The sequence below is a fragment of the Halomonas sp. CSM-2 genome (assembly GCF_002119345.1).
Taxonomy (GTDB): domain Bacteria; phylum Pseudomonadota; class Gammaproteobacteria; order Pseudomonadales; family Halomonadaceae; genus Vreelandella; species Vreelandella janggokensis.
Genome location: NZ_NBYR01000002.1, coordinates 16,991 through 38,513, shown reverse-complemented (window position 1 = coordinate 38,513; position 21,523 = coordinate 16,991). Strand labels below are relative to the sequence as shown.

General features: G+C 58.4%; 18 protein-coding genes. 12 read left to right on the top strand and 6 right to left on the bottom strand.

Translation table 11 applies throughout. From position 1 onward, the window contains the following. Positions 1–304: 304 nt before the first annotated feature. Entirely contained in the window at positions 305–1,201 is an 897-nt protein-coding gene (locus B7L15_RS01660; RefSeq protein ID WP_085917326.1) for a glycine betaine ABC transporter substrate-binding protein, read from the top strand. Between the two features lie 36 nt (positions 1,202–1,237). Beyond that, positions 1,238–3,307, top strand: a complete 2,070-nt coding sequence (locus tag B7L15_RS01655) for a CocE/NonD family hydrolase (protein WP_369596835.1) — start codon at positions 1,238–1,240, stop codon at positions 3,305–3,307. A gap of 9 nt (positions 3,308–3,316) precedes the next feature. Here B7L15_RS01655 and B7L15_RS01650 read toward each other — a convergent pair whose 3' ends face one another. After that, on the bottom strand, positions 3,317–4,177 hold the full coding sequence (locus B7L15_RS01650) for a nitrilase-related carbon-nitrogen hydrolase (protein ID WP_085917324.1): 861 nt from the start codon (positions 4,175–4,177) through the stop codon (positions 3,317–3,319). A gap of 425 nt (positions 4,178–4,602) precedes the next feature. On the opposite strand from B7L15_RS01650, the gene B7L15_RS01645 reads away from it, so the two are divergent. Next, positions 4,603–5,907 carry an MmgE/PrpD family protein gene (locus B7L15_RS01645; RefSeq protein WP_085917323.1) on the top strand — a complete coding sequence of 435 codons (1,305 nt, stop codon included), beginning with the start codon at positions 4,603–4,605 and terminating at the stop codon, positions 5,905–5,907. A gap of 168 nt (positions 5,908–6,075) precedes the next feature. Here B7L15_RS01645 and B7L15_RS01640 read toward each other — a convergent pair whose 3' ends face one another. Both B7L15_RS01640 and B7L15_RS01635 read right to left on the bottom strand, forming a co-directional pair. Next, on the bottom strand, positions 6,076–7,617 hold the full coding sequence (locus tag B7L15_RS01640; protein ID WP_085917322.1) for a hypothetical protein: 1,542 nt from the start codon (positions 7,615–7,617) through the stop codon (positions 6,076–6,078). Between the two features lie 15 nt (positions 7,618–7,632). After that, positions 7,633–9,468: a hypothetical protein gene (locus B7L15_RS01635; protein WP_139839337.1), complete on the bottom strand. Its 1,836-nt coding sequence runs from the start codon at positions 9,466–9,468 to the stop codon at positions 7,633–7,635. 237 nt (positions 9,469–9,705) lie between these two features. On the opposite strand from B7L15_RS01635, the gene B7L15_RS01630 reads away from it, so the two are divergent. From B7L15_RS01630 to B7L15_RS01595, 8 genes are all read left to right on the top strand, one after another. After that, the gene (locus tag B7L15_RS01630; protein ID WP_176243611.1) at positions 9,706–10,401 is read left to right on the top strand and encodes a GntR family transcriptional regulator; all 696 of its coding nucleotides are present in this window, start codon (positions 9,706–9,708) and stop codon (positions 10,399–10,401) included. A 42-nt stretch (positions 10,402–10,443) separates the two neighbouring features. Further along, positions 10,444–11,661 carry a CaiB/BaiF CoA transferase family protein gene (locus B7L15_RS01625; protein WP_085917320.1) on the top strand — a complete coding sequence of 406 codons (1,218 nt, stop codon included), beginning with the start codon at positions 10,444–10,446 and terminating at the stop codon, positions 11,659–11,661. A gap of 12 nt (positions 11,662–11,673) precedes the next feature. Beyond that, the gene (locus tag B7L15_RS01620; protein WP_085917319.1) at positions 11,674–12,963 is read left to right on the top strand and encodes a TRAP transporter large permease; all 1,290 of its coding nucleotides are present in this window, start codon (positions 11,674–11,676) and stop codon (positions 12,961–12,963) included. Positions 12,964–13,046: 83 nt separating this feature from the next. Further along, positions 13,047–14,093, top strand: a complete 1,047-nt coding sequence (locus B7L15_RS01615; RefSeq protein ID WP_085917318.1) for a TRAP transporter substrate-binding protein — start codon at positions 13,047–13,049, stop codon at positions 14,091–14,093. 11 nt (positions 14,094–14,104) lie between these two features. Beyond that, positions 14,105–14,626 carry a TRAP transporter small permease subunit gene (locus B7L15_RS01610; RefSeq protein ID WP_085917317.1) on the top strand — a complete coding sequence of 174 codons (522 nt, stop codon included), beginning with the start codon at positions 14,105–14,107 and terminating at the stop codon, positions 14,624–14,626. Then, positions 14,619–14,825: a hypothetical protein gene (locus tag B7L15_RS01605; protein WP_176243610.1), complete on the top strand. Its 207-nt coding sequence runs from the start codon at positions 14,619–14,621 to the stop codon at positions 14,823–14,825. The genes B7L15_RS01610 and B7L15_RS01605 overlap by 8 nt, the downstream gene beginning before the upstream one ends. Beyond that, positions 14,822–15,754, top strand: a complete 933-nt coding sequence (locus B7L15_RS01600; protein WP_085917315.1) for a hydroxymethylglutaryl-CoA lyase — start codon at positions 14,822–14,824, stop codon at positions 15,752–15,754. The genes B7L15_RS01605 and B7L15_RS01600 overlap by 4 nt, the downstream gene beginning before the upstream one ends. 3 nt (positions 15,755–15,757) lie before the next feature. Continuing rightward, on the top strand, positions 15,758–16,978 hold the full coding sequence (locus B7L15_RS01595) for an MFS transporter (RefSeq protein WP_085917314.1): 1,221 nt from the start codon (positions 15,758–15,760) through the stop codon (positions 16,976–16,978). A 344-nt stretch (positions 16,979–17,322) separates the two neighbouring features. Here the strand turns inward: B7L15_RS01595 and B7L15_RS01590 are convergent, their stop codons facing one another. The 3 genes from B7L15_RS01590 to B7L15_RS01580 all read right to left on the bottom strand — a co-directional run bounded on the left by B7L15_RS01590 (position 17,323) and on the right by B7L15_RS01580 (position 20,494). Then, positions 17,323–18,192 (bottom strand): glycine betaine ABC transporter substrate-binding protein, encoded by an 870-nt coding sequence (locus B7L15_RS01590; RefSeq protein ID WP_085917313.1) that lies wholly within the window; start codon positions 18,190–18,192, stop codon positions 17,323–17,325. 120 nt (positions 18,193–18,312) lie between these two features. Next, on the bottom strand, positions 18,313–19,566 hold the full coding sequence (locus tag B7L15_RS01585) for a M24 family metallopeptidase (RefSeq protein WP_085917312.1): 1,254 nt from the start codon (positions 19,564–19,566) through the stop codon (positions 18,313–18,315). 37 nt (positions 19,567–19,603) lie between these two features. Next, positions 19,604–20,494, bottom strand: coding sequence for a HalD/BesD family halogenase (locus B7L15_RS01580; protein ID WP_085917311.1), 891 nt, complete (start codon positions 20,492–20,494; stop codon positions 19,604–19,606). A gap of 102 nt (positions 20,495–20,596) precedes the next feature. Between B7L15_RS01580 and B7L15_RS01575 the strand changes: the two genes are divergently transcribed. Continuing rightward, on the top strand, positions 20,597–21,508 hold the full coding sequence (locus B7L15_RS01575; RefSeq protein ID WP_085917310.1) for a LysR substrate-binding domain-containing protein: 912 nt from the start codon (positions 20,597–20,599) through the stop codon (positions 21,506–21,508). The last annotated feature ends 15 nt before the right edge of the window (positions 21,509–21,523 follow it).

Below are 21,523 nucleotides of genomic sequence, written 5' to 3'. Positions count from 1 at the left end.
CCTACTGAACACCAGCTCAGTGTCGATATACCCTGTCAAAAGGCCTCGCCAGTCTTAACCGCATACCCTCGCAAGATGGGCGCGTGTTTCCGCGGTTCGCCAGAGCAGCGTGTACAAATCACCATCGGCGAAGTCGTAAAGCAAATTAGCAATTTTCTTTTCTTGCAACACCGAGTCCCCAGCTATCGTTTAGAACTCGATATTGTGGGTATAACGTATATTCATCAATCGACAGCGCTAAGCGTGCTACTTTGAATTACCACGAAAGTTGTATTTCATAAAAAAATAGAGGTATGTCGCTGCTATGAAACATCTCATCATGACACTCCTGACTACCCTGGGACTGGGCCTTTCTGCCACCACCATGACGGCACACGCACAAGATGACCCTATCGTGGTCGGCGGTCTCAACTACACGGAGCATTTGATTCTCACCTCCGCCACCTTCCAGTTGCTGCAAGCCAAAGGCTATGACGTCGACAAGCGCGAGGGGTTGGGCACCTCCGTTTTGCGTCAGGCGCAGGAAAACGGCCAAGTCGACCTCTATTGGGAATACACCGGCAACTCAGTCATCCTCTTCAATGACCAGCCACAACCCGATAATGCCGCCGAGACCTACGCCACTGCCAAGCGTCTGGACGCTGAGAAAGGCCTGGTCTGGCTGAATCCTTCGGACACCAACAACACCTATGCGCTCGCCATGCGCGAGGCCGAGGCCGAAAAACTCGACATCCATACCCTTTCTGATCTAGCCGCGGCGATGAACGATGGTGCCGATCTGACGCTAGCCTCTAATGCCGAGTTCTATGCCCGCGAAGATGGGCTGCGGCCACTCCAAGAAGCTTATGGATTCGAGTTTCCCCGCTCGAGCGTCAAGCGCATGGACTCAGGGCTTACTTACAATGCGCTGCGTGAAGGCGAAGTCGACGTGGCGCTGGTATTCGCTACCGATGGCCGCAATGGCGCCTTCAACTTCGAGGTGCTCGACGACGACCAGCAGTTCTTCCCGGTCTACCAGCTGGCACCGGTGGTTCGCGAAGAAACGCTCGACGCCCACCCTGAACTTCGCACCCTGCTCAACGATATGTCCGCTGCGTTGAACGATCCGACGCTAATCGACCTGAACCGCCGAGTCGACGTCGATGATCAGAGCATTGAAAAGGTCGCGAAGGACTTCCTGACCGAAAACGACCTGCTCTAACCCCTTGCTCCGATCCCATCTTCTTTTCCGGGGGCGATGCTTGCATCGCCCCAAGTGACAGGACACCCCATGTTTCCAAGTGGAAGCCAACCCGATTCCCGGGAAGTGCGTGACTTCCCGCATCCGGTCGTAGAGGAACCAGCACTTTTCATCCCGCTGCCCGATGGTAGCCACCTCGCAGCAAGGATGTGGAGGCCGACAGACGCCGAGTCCCATCCCATGCCCGCGATCATCGAGTGCATCCCCTACCGCAAACGAGACGCCACCAGTGCCGACGACGAACGCATGCATCCCTACTTCGCTGGACACGGCTATGCAGCGCTGCGTATCGACTTGCGCGGCAGCGGCGACTCCGACGGCGTGCTGGAAGATGAATACCTGGTGAGCGAGCAGGACGATATCGTCGCCGCAATCGCCTGGATAGCCGAACAGCCATGGTGCAGTGGCCGCGTCGGCATGATGGGCATTTCCTGGGGCGGCTTCAACTCATTGCAGGTGGCATCGCGCCAGCCGCCAGCGCTCGGCGCCATCATCGCCGTTGGTGCCACCGTCGACCGCTATCACGATGACGTGCACTACAAGGGCGGCTGCGTGCTCAACGAGAACTTCGGCTGGGCGGCCTCGTCGCTATCCTTCATGTCGCGGCCGCCAGACCCCGCCTTACGCGACGACTGGCGTGAACTCTGGCAGCACCGGCTCGCCCATCAACCCTTCGTGGCCGAGAACTGGTTCGATCACCAGACGCGCGATGCCTACTGGCGCCACGGCTCGGTGTGCGAGGATTATGCGCAATTGACGACACCGACCTTGGCCGTCACCGGCTGGGCCGACGCCTATGTCAACTTCGTCGCCGAAATTCTCGAGCATGCGCCCTGCCCAAGGCGTGGGATCGTCGGCCCCTGGCCCCATGCTTATCCGCACCTGGCGATGCCTGGGCCGACCATCGGCTTTCTCCAGGAAGCGCTGCGCTGGTGGGATCACTGGCTGAAGGGGCGTGACACCGGCATCATGGAAGAACCGCTATATCGCGTATTCTGTCCGTCCTTTTCCGAGGCCGATCCGCAACGGCTCGAAGTGCCCGGCGAATGGCTCGCCGAAACACAATGGCCAAGCCCGCACGTCACTTCGCAAGCCCTGGCGCTCGGCAATGGCGCGCTACACACGAACAGCGGGGCTATCCGCCCCAAGATGGCCAAACTGCGTGCGCCCGCCGACAACGGCCTGCAATGCGGTGAGTACATTCCCCACAGCAGCGGCCCCGAGATCGCTGGCGATCAACGTGCCGAAGACGCCCATTCGCTGACCTACGACACCGATCCGCTGGATACCGACATGGTAATTCTGGGGCGCCCCACGCTATCGCTGCGGGTCAGCGTCGACCAGCCGCGCGCCAATTTGATCGTGCGCGTTTGCGACGTCTCGCCCGAAGGCGTGTCGCAACGCGTCTCCTACGGTGTACTCAACCTCTGCCACCGCGATAGCCACGTCACACCCTCCGACGTACCATGCGATACGCCGTTCGACGTGACGGTTCCACTGAATCAAACCTGCTACCGCTTCACCGCCGGGCACCGGCTTCGCGTCTCGGTGACCACTGCCTACTGGCCGTTGGTCTGGCCAAGCCCTTACCCGGTGACACTGACCCTGCATGAGGCCGACTCTCAACTCACGCTACCTCAGCGCGCCTCGCACGACACGCCACCGGTACAGTTCGAACCGGCAGTCTTTTCCGGCCCCCTGCAACATCAGGTTGTACGCGCGGGCGAACAGTCCAGAGACGTCACCCACTCCTTGACCGACGGCTGGACCCGGCACGCCATCATCGACGACTTCGGAGAGATCGCCTACGACCACGGCCTGACCAACATTGCCTCGGCGGACGAGCGCTACACGATCCACCCCGATGCACCCGACACCGCGACCATGAGCAAGAGCTGGCGTCAGGACTTCAGACGCGACGGCTGGCACGTCCACACCGAAACCTGGGCGGAACTGAGCTGCGATGCCGACTGGTTCTACCTGGAAGCACGTCTGCAGGCCTTTGATGAGACCGAACGCTTCATCGACCGACGCTGGAAAACGCGCCGCCGCCGACGCTGGGTGTAAGTCACGCCCTCAACCGTGACGCTCCCCTTCCAGCCGCTGTGCCATCAGCGAAGCCACCAACGGCGTGTCAGCGTCCCGGTGGGTCGGCATTGCGAAACGGGCGGCGTCGATCGCGCCGGTGTCGATGTCGGCGCTGACGAGGGTCTCGCCGTCTTCGGCCCGCACCAGCACCTTGCCATCAACGTCGACGATGCAACTACCGCCCCAGAACCAGGCATCGCCCTCTGCCCCGTAGCGATGGGCCATGACCATGGGCGTAGCGTACATCATGGCGTAGAACTTCAGGCAGATCAGCCAATTGCCTTCGTCATCGAAATCGCCATCGACCATTCCCGTGGCCGCGTTGACCGGGGCCAGCATGACGTCGGGACGCTCCATCATGGCCGCGTGGGCCAAGCCGGGATTCCAGAGATCGGCACAGATCATCACACCGCAGGCGAGACCGTCGGCATCGGCGACGGTAAGCGACTGTCCCTTGCTGAAATGCTTGCCTTCCTCGTGTCCTCCGTAGGTACAGAGATTGACCTTGCGATGCACGGCAACGACCTGCCCAGAACACAGACAGGCCATGGAATTGGCATATTCACCGCGACCGCAGCGCTCGACGAAACCCACTACTGTCAGCATGTTGCCGACGGATTCCGCCAACTGGACAAGACGCGGATCATCGCGATGCATGGCAACCTCGGGAACACGGGTGCCCAGGTCATACCCCGTCAGGGAAAGCTCCGGGAACACCAATACATCGATCTCCCGCTGACGGGCTTCCTCGATGACACGACGGTGGGTCTCGATATTGTGCGCGACATCAGCCAGCGAGCATTGAATCTGGGCGGCGGCGAGCCGGTAATTCGTCCTGCAAATGCTCAAAATGTTGCCTCCCGCAAGAAACAAGAAAACACTGGATAAGCTTCGACGAGGATACGGTGAAACCCATGCATTTCCTATCCAATGCCTATTGGCATCGCAAATAAATGGCATGACATATCCGAATATCATAATCAGAGATATCTCTGTAGAGCGTGTTAAGCTCTTTACCTACACACTTATAAAAAGTGTCTTATACAGAACTTTTTAAGCGCGTTAGTAAAACACTTGTTCACGAATGCGACGTCCATGCCAATGAATTTACTTAAAACTTTTTATAAGTAGTCACGAGTTTTTAGGGTCCTTATCTTCGAACACATTATGTTAAGTACATCTTCATCCTATGTGTATTGGCACATTGATAGGGAATGGGCTTTTTCATCTATCAAGCGATTCTGGGTCAAAAACCAGCACCAAAGGACACTAACATGCACGACCACCCTTCCCTTTCCTGGATGCACGGAGTCGATCTAACGGCTCTGGACGCCGCCCACCTTCATCAGGTCAAGCGGTGCCTGCTTGACCTGCTGGGGGTGGCCGCCGGGGCCACCCGCACGTCCCTCGCCGAAAAAGCCAGACGCTTTGTGACTACCCAGCACGGCGGCGACCGTCCGCTATTATTTGCCAACGGCCAAGCCTCGCCAACCGGCGTCGCCCTACACGGGGCCTGGCTCATCGACGCGCTCGACGCACACGACGGCCAAGTACTCACCAAAGGACACGCCGGCGTCGCCTTGTTACCCGGACTACTGGCGCTGCCCGAGGTCAACAGACTTTCCGGACACGATTTCCTCGCCTTGCTTGCCTACGGCTACGAGATTGCTACCCGCGCGGGGATCGCCCTGCACGCCACCAGTCCGGATTACCACACCTCCGGCGCCTGGAACGCCCTAGGTGTCGCTGCCGTTGCCGCTCGCCTGCGCGGGGTTGATGTCGAGACCATGCATCATGCCCTGGGTATCGCAGAGTTCTATGGCCCGCGCAGCCAGATGATGCGCTGCATCGACCACCCCACGATGCTCAAGGACGGCTCTGGCTGGGGGGCAATGACCGGGATCTCAGCGGCGCTGCTGGCCGAAGACGGCTTCACCGGAGCCCCGGCGCTGACAGTGACCGCGCCGGACGTGACCATGGTCTGGCAAGACCTGGGCGAGCGCTGGTATCTCCACGAGCAGTACTTCAAAGCCTACCCGGTCTGCCGCTGGGCCCAGCCCGCCGTGGAAGCCGTGTTGTCACTGCCTGCAGCGAAACGCGATCCCGCCGCCATCACGCGTATCGAGATTATTACCTTTCACGAAGGCAAACGCCTGCACGTGATGCACCCGACGACCACCGAGCAAGCCCAGTACAGTCTGCCCTGGTCTGTCGCCTGCGCACTGGGGCGGGGTACCGTGGATGTTGCGGGTGTCTGCGACGAGCTCGACGCCCCCGACCTCAAGGCGCTTGCCAGCCAAGTAGAGATTCATGAGGATGACAACTTCAACGCCCGCTTTCCTGCCGAGCGCTGGGCATGTGCCCGATTGCATCTAAGCAACGGTGAGGTCATCGAAAGCGCGAACTTCGAGGCGCGTGGCAATCCGGATCAGCCGCTGTCGGACGCGGAGTTGATTGAGAAATATCAAACGTTGGCCAAGCCTGTCCTGGGCGACCGAGCCACACGAATTCACGAGGTAGTGATGAGTCTCGATACGCGACCCGCGGGCGACCTTCTAGCCCTGCTTGGCGAGCCTTGAAACGAGGACGGGCAAGCGCTGAATGGCCTCATATCGGTTTCTGGTCATCTGACATCTCGCTTATGGTGTTGATACTACCACCTGGGTTGGTGTCCAGAAGCAGTGAACTTCTACCCCTTACCAAAAAGGGGTCAGCCCCCGGGATGTCGCAAGCTATTCACCACGACGTTACTCACCTGACGCTAAGTGGCTGAAGGTGAGCGCTTCTTCACTGTCATAGATCTTCGTGGCACATAACGGCACGCCCGCAAAATCGTGGTCGATCAGGGCATCAGCGCTGATGAAATGGTCCCGCTTCGGCTGTTGGGTGCGCAACTCACCCTCAATGTTCTCCTGGAAAACCATGGGCACCGTCGTGATACCGTCGGTTCGAGATACACGATTCACACGCCTTGCGACATCGAGATAGGCAGTGGGGTCCGTCAATACCAGCGTGCGCCCCAGCCTTTTGACCGGGATATCGATGGGCCGTCCATCCCAGAGCGCTTCGTCAAGGGACGCATCATGCAAACCGATGGGCTGCACTCGCACGATGCCTTGATCCGGAATGCCGACCTGCTCCTCCGTCGCCAGCAGCGCCACTCTCAGGTTCTTGCCCACCCCACCCTGCTTCGGCAGATACATGACAAGGGGATGATCCTGCCGCCTGAACACCAGCTCGGTGTCGGTATACCCTGTATAAAGGCTTCGCCAGTCTTCGCCGCATACCCTCGAAAGGTAGGCACGCGTTTCCGCTGTTCGCCAGAGCAGCGCACGCTCGGCGCTCTCGGTGTAGTCGCCAACAGGCGTTGTGTGGGCCAGCGACACCGCATAGCCCATCCCCGTGAGGTAGTCGTCAAGAAGCGCAAAAGCCGTCACTTCCTGATGAGGCGTGAGCGGCTTGGGCAGGCCCTCAATGAAAGCGTCGACGGGTGTGTCTTTCCAATCAAGCGACAGCACCCATCCAAGCAGTGTTTCGTAAAGGTTGGAATCCTCCAGCGCGATCATCGCGTCGCTTTCCTTCAGCACCGGGGTGGTATCGGGATCGGCGCTTTCTCGCACATCAACCGTGATGCCCAAACGCATCATGTTCGTTGTGGCCGCTTGCAGGGCGTGGCGTTGTTGAAGGGTTAAAAACGGCGCCGCTATAGCGATATCAAGCTCGACCGGCACTCCATCTTCCGTGAGCAGCCGCGCACCGTTCCCCAGCGTGTAACCGGCCTCGGTGAGTCGCTGAAAACTTTGCCGCAACACCGCTCGCCCGTTTCCGACACCGACCAAGGCCTCAGGGTCAAGGCTGCTCAGAACCGGTATGCCGTTTCCGGGGGTCATGCCAGAGGCATCCGCCAAGGCTGCAATCGAGGCGTCAGGACCGTCGAAATCGGCGAGCGCCTTACGGTACTCAGTAATCGGCCCCGTGAAGGCCGGTGCAGAGAGTTCGAGGTTCGATGACCCAGCGGTGCGCGGAAAAATCGCCTCGTCCGCGATACCCAACAACATGACGGCTGCGACGACATCCCGAATCGCCGGGTCGGCAACCGCCTCAGACCCCGGATTGAAGCGAAGGACAAGTTCGGCTTCACTCTCCTCGAAGAAAGGGATGTCCAGGTTGGCCTGAATGGCGGGAGGCGGCAGGCTAAAACCGATGCCGAAAAAGAAGGCGGCAGCGGGGATTGGGGCCATGGCCAGGCCGATGGCAAGGAGAAGTGGCAGCGACCGAGCAGCGAGCATGGCAGACCTCCCCGTCTAGCGCCGGCTTGTGCAGCGCAAGGTATTGTCGTCGATCCGGCAATTTTCCCATGTTTCCACCAGTTGCCAGGTCTGCCCGTCTTGACGAAACGAGGCCCAGGTCCACTGATTGAAAGCGCTTGCCGCATTCACGAGCGACGCGACCTGACCCATCATGCCTGACCCTGTCATCGACATATCGGCGCGATACCGACAATAGGCCGATACGTCAGGGTCCTTCATACGCAGGCAGTGATCCAGACTGACAGATGTGATGCGCATATTACCGGTGCTTGAGTTCATCGCACCGCCTCCGGAGAACAGGCACATCATTGCTGCCACAGGATTGTTGTCCCGGCGATAGGTGTTGCATTGGTCGCCCATCGCATCCAGCCGCTGGAAAGCGACATCGACCCTTGTCTGAATCGCGTTCTGGATGTCCTGTGCATTCGGTGTGAAACGACTTGCCAGCGACGGCACGCCAGGATCGACCACCGATGCAGGCCGTTCAGGCGTAAGCGCGGGCTCGGGCGTAGGCGCACCATCGGGGTTTCGAGCCAGCGCGATATCGATCGGTTGCGACAGCTGCAGGTCGAACTGCCGCCCTCCGAAATCGACCACGACATCACGGCGCCCATCGGTGTAATCGTACCAAGGAAGGTCTTCGCGAATATTCTGCCGGAGCCTATCGAACACCTCTCCCGAGCAGCCGTGATGGGTGAACACATCGATAAAGCCTTCCTGCTGCCTCTGACGCAGTTCATCGAACCGCTGAGATAAAACGCTGAACGAGAAATCGTTTCGCAGCTCGCTGTCATATATTTCTCTACTGACGTCCTCATAGGTAGAGGCCGTGAGGACAAACGGCGCAAAATCGTCATCAAGGAGGCTCACCGTCTGAACCTCGGCAAGAGGAGTCGTCGTATAGGAAGACATCGGCTCGTCAGTGGCCGTGGCACAGCCCTCCCAGTAAGCAAGGTGGAACGCCATATAGTTGAGCATCCGAGCCCGCAGCGACGACTCCGAAGAGGCCCGCCGACCCTCATAAATCCGCTGGAAGGTTCGCGCCTGGCTCTGGTCCAGGAATGACAAATCAAGCTCGGCGGGCGCCTCCGCCGATCCTGGGTCATTCTCAGCAATCACGGTCGCGTCGAGATCGATGCGTTCCAGTGGATTCGGCTTACCAGCGCGGCAATACGCCAAGAGTGGCTCCACATCCGCGCGAAACGTGCTGAAATCAAGGCCGCCGGTCATGGGCAAGAACGCGCCATTTCTTTTCAGCTGATAGGAAAAATTGGTGGTGCCCTTCAAGTGAGTAAAGAAGGGGGCATCAGCGCGTGCCGACCCCGTCACGCGAACCACATGGCGATGACTGGGAAAGCGCTCCCCCAGCGCTACCGGCATCGTCAATTCGTGGTCTTGACCGTAAGGACGAATGTGGAGTGAATACTCGTCGTCAGCGCTCAGTTCCAGAGGGTCGTCCATCAACTGTGAAACGATGCTGGTCATATCGATGATGCCATCGCCGCGGCAACGCATCACAAATTCCGGCTCTCCCTCAGGCACATCGTAGTTAGCGCCACGCGTGTAGACAAAAGCGGGGTCACCTTGGATGGATACGAGAACTGGCGGAGTGGCGTTCGTGCGATTCTCGTCACGGCCACTTTTATCGACACTACTCGCCGTTATTCGCGGGTCGCTTCCCGCTCGCGCCATGTCGGCAATGCGTTCGATTTCCTGGATATCCATTACGTCATCTGCGCTAACCGCATCCTGAGCAAACACCGTGGTGGCAGTGCAGAGCCAAAGAGGTAAGGAGATAAGCCGACAGGTAGCATTGAGTGTCCGATACATGGTTTTCCTACCCTCGAAAGCTCGGATCGCTAGAGCCGTGGTCACCCGTTAGATGTAAAAAAACTAGGTGCCTTTAGTGAGGGGGTCAACGCTCAATTGTCTAATACTTGTAATGACGACAATCTCCTTGATTTCATTCAAAACCCCAAGATTGCATACAACAATAGACAAAAGTTTAATTTCTGAGCGCTAATTACTCACCTAGATTCAAAACTGCATACAATTTCAGGAATCCAGATGGCAAACACCGCTCGCATAGCACCTGCTTCCGTGGTCCAGACAGCGACGACCAAGGTGCATGAGGTCATCAAACAGCGGATTTTAGATGGGCACTACCAGGCTCATGAGTACATTCGGGAAGCGAATATTGCCCGTGAACTCGACGTGAGCAGAACGCCTGTCCGTGAGGCCCTCCGCGAACTGGTGTCGGAAGGTTGGCTCGAGATGATTCCCCATCACGGGTCTCGTGTGACGGCCTGGACCGAAAAGGATGCCCGTGAGGTCTTTGAATTACGCCTTGTACTGGAACCCATGGCGGTTCGCATGGCAAGCGAGCGCATGACCAGGGAATGCCTTACCAAACTCGAAGCGATGGCTTCCCACATGGAACAGCTCACCGAGATGGCCGATACGACGCCATCCATACGTAATGAAATCGCCTCCATCAATCATGAGTTTCACCGCGAACTGATCCACGCGAGCGGAAACCAGCGCCTGGGTGCCGTGTTGGAAAGTGTGGTTCGCACCTCGGTCATCAGACGTAATTTTAGTCACTACGACCTGGCCAGCCTGCGCCGGAGTATGCGCCATCACCGAGAGATTCTGGAGGCCATTAAGGTGGGTAGCCCTCTATGGGCCGAACAAATCATGAGCGCTCACCTACTCGCTGCCAAATCGTTAAATGGCCGCTTTTCCGATTCTGCCGAGTCTTAGCGAGCATCCATCCAATCATTCAATAGAGGCATCACAACAACAATGATTAAAAACGAAGCCCAACCCTCAACGCCCCTGAACGACATCAAGGTACTGGAACTCGGTCAGCTGATTGCCGGGCCCTACTGCGGCCAGGTACTGGCTGACTTCGGCGCCCAGGTCATTAAGGTCGAGCCGCCTGGCAAAGGTGACGCCATGCGCCAGTGGGGGGCAGCGGATAATGAGACGGGCGAGCCCCTCTGGTGGAATGTCATTGGCCGCAACAAACAGTCACTTACCCTGGATCTTCGCCAAGCACGTGGACAAGAAGTATTGCGTGAATTGGCCAAAAACGCCGACGTCATTATTGAAAATTTCCGCCCCGGCACGATGGAACGATGGGGGCTCTCTTACGACGTGCTCTCCCAGGACAACCCAGGCTTGGTGATGGTCCGGGTTACCGGCTTCGGCCAGGATGGGCCCTATTCCACAAGAGCCGGTTTCGCCTCAGTCTGCGAGGCCATGGGCGGGTTACGCTATTTGAGCGGCTATCCGGATCGACCTCCGGTCCGCGTCGGCATTTCAATCGGTGACACACTGGCAGGTTTGCATGCCGCCCTCGGCACCATGATGGCCCTCCACCAGCGTGAACGCACTGGGCACGGCCAAGTGGTCGACAGCAGCATTTTCGAATCCGTATTGGCGATGATGGAAAGCCTCATTCCTGAATTCGCACGTGCCGGCAAGGTTCGCGAGCGCAGCGGCAGCTTTCTGGCGGGAATCGCGCCCTCCAATGCCTACCCGGCGCGGGACGGGCGGGACGTCATCATTGGCGCCAACCAAGACACCGTCTTCGCTCGCCTTTGCCAAGCGATGGGCCAGCCAAGCTTGGCAGATCATCCTGATTACGCCACGCACCGGGCGCGCGGCGAGCATCAGCAGGCCATCGATGACCTTGTGGCAGCCTGGACACGCCAGCACGACGCTCAGCACGTCGTTGATATTCTCGCTGACGCGGGCGTCCCCGCTGGCTTGGTCTACAACGCGCCCGACATGCTCGATGACCCGCATTTCAAGGCGCGTGAAGCCATTGTCGAAGTCTCCGATCACCACGGTAAACCTCTGCCAATGCAGAACGTTTTTCCGCGACTATCCAGAACCCCGGGAAGTGTACGTCACGTTGGCCCCGTCTTAGGCGAGCACACCGAGACCATCCTGTCCGACTGGCTTGATCTCGATACCAATGCACTCGCCGCCCTACGCGACGACCAGGTGATCTGACGGAGGCCTACCATGGATCCAGTTCTTGTTCTAATTGCCTTGATCGGGCTTATCGCTTTTGGCGTACCGATCTTCCTGGCCCTTGGCCTCTCTGGATTACTCGGCCTTTACATGGCCCGCGGTCCACTGGCGTTCTTTTTCGCACCCTCCTCGCTGTTTGGCCAGCTCAACGCCTTCGAGTTGATCGCCTTGCCACTATTCATCCTGATGGGCAACTTCCTTGGCGCAACCCCTGTCGGCTCAAGCCTGTTTACCGCCGCTGTGCGCTGGCTCAACTGGCTTCGTGGCAGCCTGGCAATTTCGTCGGTGGGCGCCTCCGCCATGTTTGGCGCGGTATCCGGGGTCAGCCTTGCCGGTGTCGCCGCAGTGGGCTCCATTGCGGTACCTCAGATGCTGGCCCGGGGCTATAGCCGCTCGCTGGCCGCGGGCTCGGTCGTCAGCGCCGGCGCCCTGGCCATGCTGATTCCGCCCAGTGTGCCCTTCATCATCTACGGGGCAGTTTCCAGCGTTTCGGTGGCCGACCTGTTCATCGGCGGCATCGTCCCCGGCATCGTATTGGCGCTTGCCCTGTCGCTGTTCATCTACATCCGCGTGCGCCTGAACCCGGCTGAAGCACCGGCCAGCGAGGAGCGCTTCACTTGGCGCGAGCGTTGGGCGAGTTTGGCCAATATCTGGCATGCCGCCCTACTGGTGGTGGCCGTACTGGGCTCCATCTACTCGGGCCTGGCCACTCCCAGCGAAGCGGCCGGCATCGGCGCCGCCGGCGCCTTCCTGATCGCGACCCTGGTATTTCGTAGCCTCAGTTGGCGGAAGTTCCTGGAGATACTGGCAACCACCGCGCGGATCAGCGGCGCAATCCTGCTGATCATCGGTTGCGCCAAGATCTTTGGCGACTATCTCAACATGGTGCGGGTCCCGCAGCTTCTCACCGAGGCCTTAACGGCCACCGGCCTGCCCGCCTGGGCCATTCTATTGGCGGTCATGCTGCTGCTGATCCTGCTCGGCATGATCGTCGACGCCGTGTCCCTGATCGTCGTGACCACCCCGGTACTGCTGCCATTGGTCACCGCACTGGGCTATGACCCGCTTTGGTTCGGCATTGTCATGGTACTCAACCTTGAAATTGCCGTCGTGACACCGCCGGTGGGACTTAACCTATATGCACTGCGCGGGGTCTGCCCAGAGCTTTCGGTAGAGGAAATCATCAAAAGCTCTCTACCCTTCGTCGCCGTCCAGTTCCTCGTGCTGATGCTGTTCGTGTTCTTCCCCAGCCTCAGCCTGTGGTTGCCGGGGCTCATGTAGTCCCGGTGTTTCAACGTCAGTGAAGTGAGCTATCACCTCCGACCTTTCCAGGGTCTATCACAACAACAAGCAGGAGATTCACCATGACCTTATCCCGCCGCCAAGTCCTGAAATACGGTACATTCGCCACTGCCGGGGCCACGATGTTCGGCTCTCATACCCTGCTGGCACCACGTAGTCACGCCGCCACCACGCTGACCGGTGTCACCTACCTGCCCGACTCCTACAAAGCGTTAACCTACGGCTCCAATCGCTTCGTGGAGATGCTAAAAGAGCAGGGTGGCGACGCGTTGACAGTGGACTTCTACGACTCAGGCCAACTCCTGAAGGTAGACGAGCAGCTGCCAGCCTTACGCTCGCGGAGCATCGACTTCATGTTCCATACCTTCTCCTACGTTACCCGATCGATTCCTATCCTTGGTGTCACGGGCCTGCCGGGCGTGGTCGGCGAGCTCTACCGCCACCCCGAACGTCTGCGCCAAGGCAGCCCGTTGATGACGTTGATCAACGACGTGTTGGCCGAAGATAACCTCTACATGCTGACTTCCGGGGGCGGTATTCTCGAGCCGGAATACCTTTGGAGTACCGAGGAAAGCCCGATCCGCCGTCTTGAAGAGGTACGCGGCAAGAAGGTACGTATTGTCGGCTTTGAGGCTACCCAGGCCTTCGAGCCCTACAACGTGGGCGCGACACGGATTCCCTCCTCCGAGACCTACATGGCCCTTCAGCGGGGCACCGTGGATGCGGGTATCTTCAACATCTCGACGGTTATCGGCCGCAGTCTCCAGGAGCAGTTGAAGGTCTGCTACAAACTCCCGATCACTGGCTTCTCGGTGGCTCCCTTCATGCTGCGCGACACCTGGGACAGTCTGGACGATGACGTCCGCGCCGTGCTGCAGAATGCCGCCGACTGGTATGACGCCAACTTCATCGAGCACTGCAACAACGATATCTATCCCAACGAATATTGGCCCCAGGTCGAGCAGGCTGGCGTCGAGATCGTCGAGCCCAGCGAAGAGGATCTCGAGACATTCAACAACGGCGTTCAGGACGTCTGGGATCAATGGAAAGAAGAGGTCGGCGAAGAAGTCGGCAGTCGCGCCATTGCCCTGGCCCTGGGCGAGGAATGAGGGAGAGCACCATGACGATGACTGCCATGCGCAGCTGGGATGCGGTACTCGCCGTCCCACGCTGGACGTCGATGGCGGTGCTGATGTTCATGATGGCGTCAATCTGCTATGACGCCATCATGCGCTACGCCTTCGCGGCGCCGACCAGTTGGAGTCTGGAGATCAACTCCTTTCTGCTGGTCTATCTTGCCGTGATCGGCGCCGCGGAAGCCCAGCGCCACGACGCTCATATCCGCATCACTTATTTTAAAGACAAACTGCCGTTGCGTCTGCGCGCCACCATCGACTTGGCCACCGGGCTTTTGGGGGTCGTGTTCTGCACGATCCTGGTGTGGCGCGGTGGCATTATGGCGCTACAGGCACTCGAACACGGCGAACGGGTTTCCAGTTCGTTGGGCACTCCCATGGTATATCCCTATGCCCTGATGCCGATCGGATTCGCCGCTCTAGGCCTGCAGTTTCTTATCGATGCGTTGACCACCCTTCCTCGCCTGATGGGCTCTGACAACGATGAGGCCCCCTCTCATGACTAACACCCTTGGCCACAAGCTGATTGCCACCCACCTGGAAGACGAACTGCCCGAACGCCTTGACGCGCCCGTTCTGCTCAAAACCGGCGCCAACCAGGGACACGGGTCGAGCCGAGAGAACGCAGCCTTGATACCTAAACGACGGGGCCTTCAGGTGGTCGTCGCCAACAACTTTGCTTGCAAACAGGAGGCTTCGTCATGACGTTGCTTGCGCCACCCGCACAGGTGGACATTGTCGAGGTTGCTCCCCGCGATGGCTTTCAGTCGATCAGCGACCCACTACCTACCATCGATAAACAGCGCTGCATTTCAGCACTTATCGATGCCGGCATCACCCGCCTCGAAATCGGCTCTTTCGTGAGCCCCAAGGCCATCCCACAGATGGCCGACATTGACAAACTCATCGAGGCTTTCGTCGACCGGCCCGCGCTGCGCCTTTCGGCGCTCGTGCCCAATCTAAAGGGAGCCGAGCTGGCCCTGGCGCACGGCATCCGCGAAGTCGTCTACGTGGTTTCGGTGTCAGAGTCCCATAACCGCAGCAATGTAAGACGAAGCGTCGATGAGTCCCTGGAGGATCTCGGACGAGTGGCAGAGCGCCTGCGTCAGACCGAGGGGACCCGGTTACGTCTCGACCTAGGCACCTGCTTTGACTGCCCCTTTGAAGGCACAATCGACTGGCGGCAGGTTGACCGCGTCCTCGACCAGGCGACCCGCTTGACCGACGGTTTGCCGATAGAAGTGGCGTTATGCGATACCACCGGCCGAGCCAGCCCCTATCAGATTGCCGAGCATTTCACCCAGTTGCGCGAGCGTCATGGCGGTAAAGGACTGGCCTGGGCCTTCCACGGCCACGATACTTACGGCATGGGCGTAGCCAATGCGCTTTTTGCGATACATCACGGTGCCACGGCGGTGGACAGCGCCTGTGCTGGCCTGGGAGGCTGCCCCTTCGCCCCCGGCGCTACCGGCAACACCGCCACCGAAGATCTGCTCTATGCCCTTCAGGGTGGCAACGTCACAACGGGGGTCGATATGTCAAAACTGCTCGTGGCGGCCGACCTGATCGCTGCCCTGCCCGGTGGCCAGACCGCCAGCCACTTGCGCCAGGTGCCACGAGAACGGATGCGCTAAACCGTGCCGGTCATCGTGCTCCTGTCGACCACCCTGGTGCTGGCCTTCTCAGCGCTGGTGGCGCTGTTTCCTGCCGCCATCGCGCCAGAATTATCCGGTGTACTGGGCGTTTCCTCGGCCACCATCGGCTTGCAGGTGAGCCTCATCTTTCTCGGCGCCATGCTGACGTCGCTGGTGGGTGGCCCGCTTACACGACGGCTGGGACCCTGCCGCACCAGCCAACTTTCCCTGGCGATGCTCGGCGGTGGCGCCGCCATGATGGCGATCCCGGCCTTGCCAACCTTTGCCTTAGCCTCTCTCATCGCGGGCTTGGGTTACGGAATGACCAACCCCTCCGCGTCAGTCCTGCTGGTGCGCTTTACCCCGCCCGAGCGACGCGGCCTAATCTTCTCATTGAAACAGTCGGGCGTGCCCCTGGGCGGTGTGATCGCCGGGGCCAGCGCCCCCTTTTTAGCCCTGGCGGTGGGCTGGCAGGCCGGGCTGCTCCTGCTCAGCGCCATTGCCCTGCTCGGCATCGTCGCCCTGCAATGGCAACGGGCGGGTTGGGATGACCAGCGCGACCCAAACACAGCGTGGCTGTCGACGCCCTTCTCAGGGCTCGACGTGGTATGGCGGCAGCGGTCGCTGCGCTACGTCGCGCTGCTGAGCCTGTGCTTCTCGGCGATTCAGCTATCGGTCTCGGCCTTTACGGTGGCACTGCTGGTGGAAGATCTGGATTTCGGCCTGGTCGAGGCAGGATTGGTCATGTCCGGGGTGCAGGTAACCGGTGTCGCGGGACGCATCGGCTGGGGCGTGATCGGCGACCGGCTGGGCGACCGACTGACGACGCTGACCATCATCGCATTCACCACCGCGGTGGGTGCTCTGTTAGTAGCCACCATGACACCGGCCTGGCCCCAGTGGCTGGTCATTGTATTACTTGTCCTGCTGAGCTTTTCCTCGTTGGGCTGGAACGGCGTCTTCCTGGCCGAAATTACCCACCTGGCCCCGCCACGTCGTATCGCGGATGCCGCTGGCGGTTGCCTGGTTTTCACCTATGGCGGTGTGTTGCTCGGCTTGCCTATGGTGACTTTGCTCCACAGCTTGCTGGGTGATTATACAACTGTCTTCGCTGTCCTCGCGGGTATCGCGGTCCTGGGGCTCTGGCTCATCCATCAAGCGAGACGGTCCGCCACCATCCCGACACCACACGTCACTCATACACCGAAGGCAAAACAACGTTGATCGGCCGACAGGGTTTTCTGCGCCATGGCTTCAATGGATACTTTAAACGCCTGGCGGGCGTGGTCTGCCGTGTACCAAACGCACCTCGCGCGGCCAACGGTGCATCCGTTTGATGAAATTAAGCAAGTCGCGCCCGCCCTTATATAGCGCCCACTAAATAAAAACGTATCACATTACATAAAAAAAGCGCCTGGCAAAGCCAAGCGCTTATAGCTAACCCAATCAGCTGTTCCCCACAACGTTATTACTGACGCTGACTTATAACCGGGGCGATATCAGGCAGCCATGGTCATCTTCTGTTTCGGTAATAGCCACTTATATATAGTCATTTAAATTATGTGCCACTATCCCGCATCGCCAGCAGCCAACCATTCATCAATCAAGTCACGATTTTCATCGATCCAGGTCTGGGCACCTTCCACCGGATCGCCGGTTTGCTCGATTTCGGCCATCAAGCCACCCAATGTATCGTCGTTCATGTGCCAATCATTGAGTACGGACGTTAGCCAGGGATCGTCGTCTCCAAAATCTTTGCGCGACATCCAATGAATATCATCACTTTCGCCGTAAACGCCTTCAGGATCTTCCAGATACTTGAGGTCGTACTCAGCAAAGGCCCAATGTGGGCTCCACAGTGTCACGACGATTGGCTCTTCGCGCTGGTAAGCATCATCAAGTGCCGCCATCATCGCCGGTCCAGAGCTGTTAATTTGATTAAGTGGCAGTTCGTACGCTTCTATCGCTTCCTCGGTAGAGCCTGCAATCGCCGAACCTGAATCAATGCCAAGAATAGTCGGATTACCCTGGTACACATAAGCCTCAGCGTTTTCGCCAAGCTCGGGGATGGTGTCGATGTCGACGTAGCTCGGCACCACCAAGCCCAACCCAGTGCCTTCGTACCAGACATCGTGCACGTCGATCTCATCCTTGTGGGGCTCAAGGAAAGAAGCATCCGTAGTGGGTAGCCAGATCTCCATGGAAAGATCGATATCTTCGTTGGCCAGACCACTGTAAAGCACGCTCTTGCTGACATCGGAGAGTTCGATGTCATACCCATACTCTTCTTCCAGAATGATCTTCCACATGTTGGCGACGGCAATGTTCTCGGCCCAGTTGTTGGTGCCGATCACCAATGACTTGTGATCGTCTGCCTGAACGCCAGTTGCCGCTGCCAAAAGCCCTACCATCAAGAACGATGATGACATTTTATTCATACCAAGTTCCTTCCTTTTGTTTTAGCCATTCTAAAAAGTCAATCGTAGCAGGTTATTATCGAATGACGATCGACATTACCGAATAGCAATCATGAGAAAAAAGAATGAAGCACCGTTTCACTAGGTGTATCCCAGCAACCTGGAATCGAAGGGGTAATCGGACAGTAGCTCCACTTTTCCGTCATCGCGTACGTAGAGCTGTTCTTCAAGCTTGACGCCCTCACCACCCTCTTCGTGGCCGATAAAGCTCTCCACGCAAAGCGTCATTCCGGGCTCTATAATTCCGTCGTAGCCCTTGTCGTCGATATCCTCACGATGAACGATGTAGGGATACTCGCCATTCATGCCAACGCCATGCGCCAAGGCAAAGTAACGGCGCGCCTTGTAGGCTTCTGGCAGTCGCCAGGCACGCTCGGCGTATTCCTTGAAACTGATGCCGGGCCGGATGTTTTCCATATTGGTACGTATCTGTTCATATGCCATGGCGTAGAGATCCTTCTGCGCCTGGCTTGCCTGGCCATCGCCACACAGGAAAGTGCGAGAGAAGTCGGCATAATAGCCGTAGCGCCCAACCACGTCGGTATCCAGCGCCACCAGTTCGCCATCCTGGATGATGCGATCTGAACACTCCTGGAACCATGGGTTGGTGCGCGGTCCCGAGTTCATCAGTCGCGTCTCGACAAAATCAGCGTCGGTTTCGATGATGTGCTGGTGCAACCGTGACCACACAGCGTTCTCACTCACTCCCGGCTTGATCGCCCTTTCAAGATGACGAACACCATCTTCTACCGCGCGAAGCGACGAACGCACCATCTTGATCTCATTGGGTACCTTGATGGCACGCGCCAACTCCAGTGGCGCCTGTGCATCCAATACCTCTAAGCCACTCCTCTGCAGCATGAAGGCCGCTTCCGGTGTGGCGCTTTCGATGCCGATACGTTTACCACCCCCACATTGCCGAACGAGGTCGATGATCTCGTCCGCCCAGGCACGGGTCACCGCCTCGGTATTTTTCTCATTGAAGTAATAAGAAATCGCTTTCGCAGGGCGAATATCATCCACCGTAGGCAGGTGCCTGGCCAAGTGCTCGCAGCCGGAAAACTCAAACAACACCACAGGCCCTTCAGCGGGCACGAACGCATAGCGTGCCGGGTTGCGCGAACTATAGACCTGCATGTTGCGCGACCCTGTCGCATAACGTACGTGTGCCGGATCAAAAAGCACGACCGCGGTCATGTCGCGTTTGACGAGTTCACGTCGAACCCGGCCAAGGCGGTCAAGTAATACCTGTTCAATCTCGGCTTGCGTCGGCTCGCAATCGCTGGGCTCGTGGGTCGGCGGAAGAATGCCGAGGGTATCGAGATCCATCTTCATGGTCTCTCCTCTTCATTGAAAATATAGGGAGGCGTGCTTAGTCGATCAGTCCGTCAGTACGCTCGGCATAGCAGGCTTCTGCCTGGATATGCTGCTCAGCGACACGCCCGTACAACTGGCGTGTTCGTTCCAGCTTGCCGACCACGCCAGGTTGCTGCGAATAGGCGAAAATGGCCGTCAGTCTTGGCGTATCACCTTGCACCTCTGAGACGCGGTGCAGACTGAAGCGCCCTTTGAAAAGCTGTAGATCCCCCGGACGCAGATCCAAACGCTTGACAGGTGTTGGGTCATCCTCACGAATCACCGCCCTGACACCGGTATAGTTTTCGTCCTGCGGTGTACGAATTCCCGGGCAATACTCGAAAACGCCGCCCGCTTCCGGCTGCTGCGTCATCATGGTGACGATGAATTCGTTGGTGTCGTAGTGCCACGGCTGCTGAGTACCATCGGGCAATACGTTGAGCACCAGGCCAGCAAAGGGGTCGGCATACTCGTAAATCTGCTCTTCGCCAAGACAGCGTGCCACCAGCGATTTCATTGCCTTGGAGACATAGAGCCTATGAATCAGGCTATCTGCCGTGATCATGTCCCGTGTAACGAAACCGCTGGTACGCGTCATGAATATCCGGCGGGGGTCATCTTCCGGCAGCGAGGGGTCATCAGCCGTAAAATAGGCGTTGACCTGGCGCGTGTTGAAGAAACTTTTCTCGGCCATGCGCGCGCTCTCTAACCGTGCCTGTTCGAGTACGCTCGGGTGCAAAAAGCCACGAAGCACCGCACAGCCCTCACGATCAAGATCACGCCGGGCAGACTCAATGACCTCAACCAGCGACGAACTATTGGGGTCATCGAGTGGATAGCGTTCGGTATTGACGAAGGCAGACAGATCCAGGCGTTCGGCATCCGCCAACTGGTCAGCGTTCAGCATTGCATTATCCTCCAGCAGTAAAACAGGCACCGGGCTTGGCACCCGGGCTTATCTGGAGGCATAGTGAATAAACACTCTCTATTGAGGAAACAATTCCTTGTGATGGATTCCATCGACTTTACCGATAGTTCATCCCGCACCCCGTCACTCGACAATGAGCTGCTGAGTGCTTTCGTTGCCGTCGTGGACAACAATGGGTTTACTGCTGCCGCTAACCAGCTGCATAAGACGCAGTCGACCATTAGTCTGCGCATACGCACCCTGGAAGAACGGCTCGGCACCCGTTTATTACAGCGTACAAGCCGTCAACTGACACTCACTCAAGATGGTGAAACGTTTCTGGTCTACGCCCGACGCCTGTTGCAATTGCAACGCGAGGCGTTGAGCGTGCTTGGTCACGGCGACCACGACGGCATCATTCGTTTCGGCCTACCAGAAAATTATGCCGAAGCCTGGCTACCGGCACTGTTGGGCCGCTTTGCCGAACGCCATCCGCGCATTCGGCCACATATTCACTGCCGCATGTCGAGTGAACTCATCGAGTCATTGGAAGCGGGGGAACTGGATCTCGTACTGACCATTCAGCACAAAAGCCAACGGCATGGGGTATCAATGGGCTACGAGGAAGTGGTTTGGGCAGCGCATCGAGATTATTGTGTCGACCCCAGTACGCCGCTCGCACTGGCGCTCTTTCCCGACCACTGCCCTTATCGAGAACGCGCCCTGGAAGCCCTTGCTCGCATGGGCAGGCAATGGTCGCTGGAATATACTACCCAAAGCCCCACCGGGCTGCGTGTTGCCGTCAACCAGGGTAAGGCCGTCACGGTTACTGATCAACGCGCCATGCCAGAGAACTGGCGCATCCTTGATGAAGCAGACGGGTTCCCGGCACTGCCACCTGCCGAGCTGACGGTTCGACAATCGCCGAGTTTCCAGCATCCAGCGGGGGATACGCTCATCGACTTACTGCGAGAACAACTTCTCTCCGATAACAGCCTCCACGACGCCTCATAGCCCTCCGACAACCTT

Coding starts and splice junctions, on each gene's coding strand:
- B7L15_RS01575 (WP_085917310.1), top strand. CDS start 20,597: ATGGATTCCATCGACTTTACCGATAGTTCATCCCGCACCCCGTCACTC.
- B7L15_RS01630 (WP_176243611.1), top strand. CDS start 9,706: ATGGCAAACACCGCTCGCATAGCACCTGCTTCCGTGGTCCAGACAGCG.
- B7L15_RS01615 (WP_085917318.1), top strand. CDS start 13,047: ATGACCTTATCCCGCCGCCAAGTCCTGAAATACGGTACATTCGCCACT.
- B7L15_RS01580 (WP_085917311.1), bottom strand. CDS start 20,494: ATGCTGAACGCTGACCAGTTGGCGGATGCCGAACGCCTGGATCTGTCT.
- B7L15_RS01610 (WP_085917317.1), top strand. CDS start 14,105: ATGACGATGACTGCCATGCGCAGCTGGGATGCGGTACTCGCCGTCCCA.
- B7L15_RS01605 (WP_176243610.1), top strand. CDS start 14,619: ATGACTAACACCCTTGGCCACAAGCTGATTGCCACCCACCTGGAAGAC.
- B7L15_RS01645 (WP_085917323.1), top strand. CDS start 4,603: ATGCACGACCACCCTTCCCTTTCCTGGATGCACGGAGTCGATCTAACG.
- B7L15_RS01625 (WP_085917320.1), top strand. CDS start 10,444: ATGATTAAAAACGAAGCCCAACCCTCAACGCCCCTGAACGACATCAAG.
- B7L15_RS01585 (WP_085917312.1), bottom strand. CDS start 19,566: ATGAAGATGGATCTCGATACCCTCGGCATTCTTCCGCCGACCCACGAG.
- B7L15_RS01620 (WP_085917319.1), top strand. CDS start 11,674: ATGGATCCAGTTCTTGTTCTAATTGCCTTGATCGGGCTTATCGCTTTT.
- B7L15_RS01635 (WP_139839337.1), bottom strand. CDS start 9,468: ATGTATCGGACACTCAATGCTACCTGTCGGCTTATCTCCTTACCTCTT.
- B7L15_RS01640 (WP_085917322.1), bottom strand. CDS start 7,617: ATGCTCGCTGCTCGGTCGCTGCCACTTCTCCTTGCCATCGGCCTGGCC.
- B7L15_RS01655 (WP_369596835.1), top strand. CDS start 1,238: ATGCTTGCATCGCCCCAAGTGACAGGACACCCCATGTTTCCAAGTGGA.
- B7L15_RS01600 (WP_085917315.1), top strand. CDS start 14,822: ATGACGTTGCTTGCGCCACCCGCACAGGTGGACATTGTCGAGGTTGCT.
- B7L15_RS01660 (WP_085917326.1), top strand. CDS start 305: ATGAAACATCTCATCATGACACTCCTGACTACCCTGGGACTGGGCCTT.
- B7L15_RS01590 (WP_085917313.1), bottom strand. CDS start 18,192: ATGAATAAAATGTCATCATCGTTCTTGATGGTAGGGCTTTTGGCAGCG.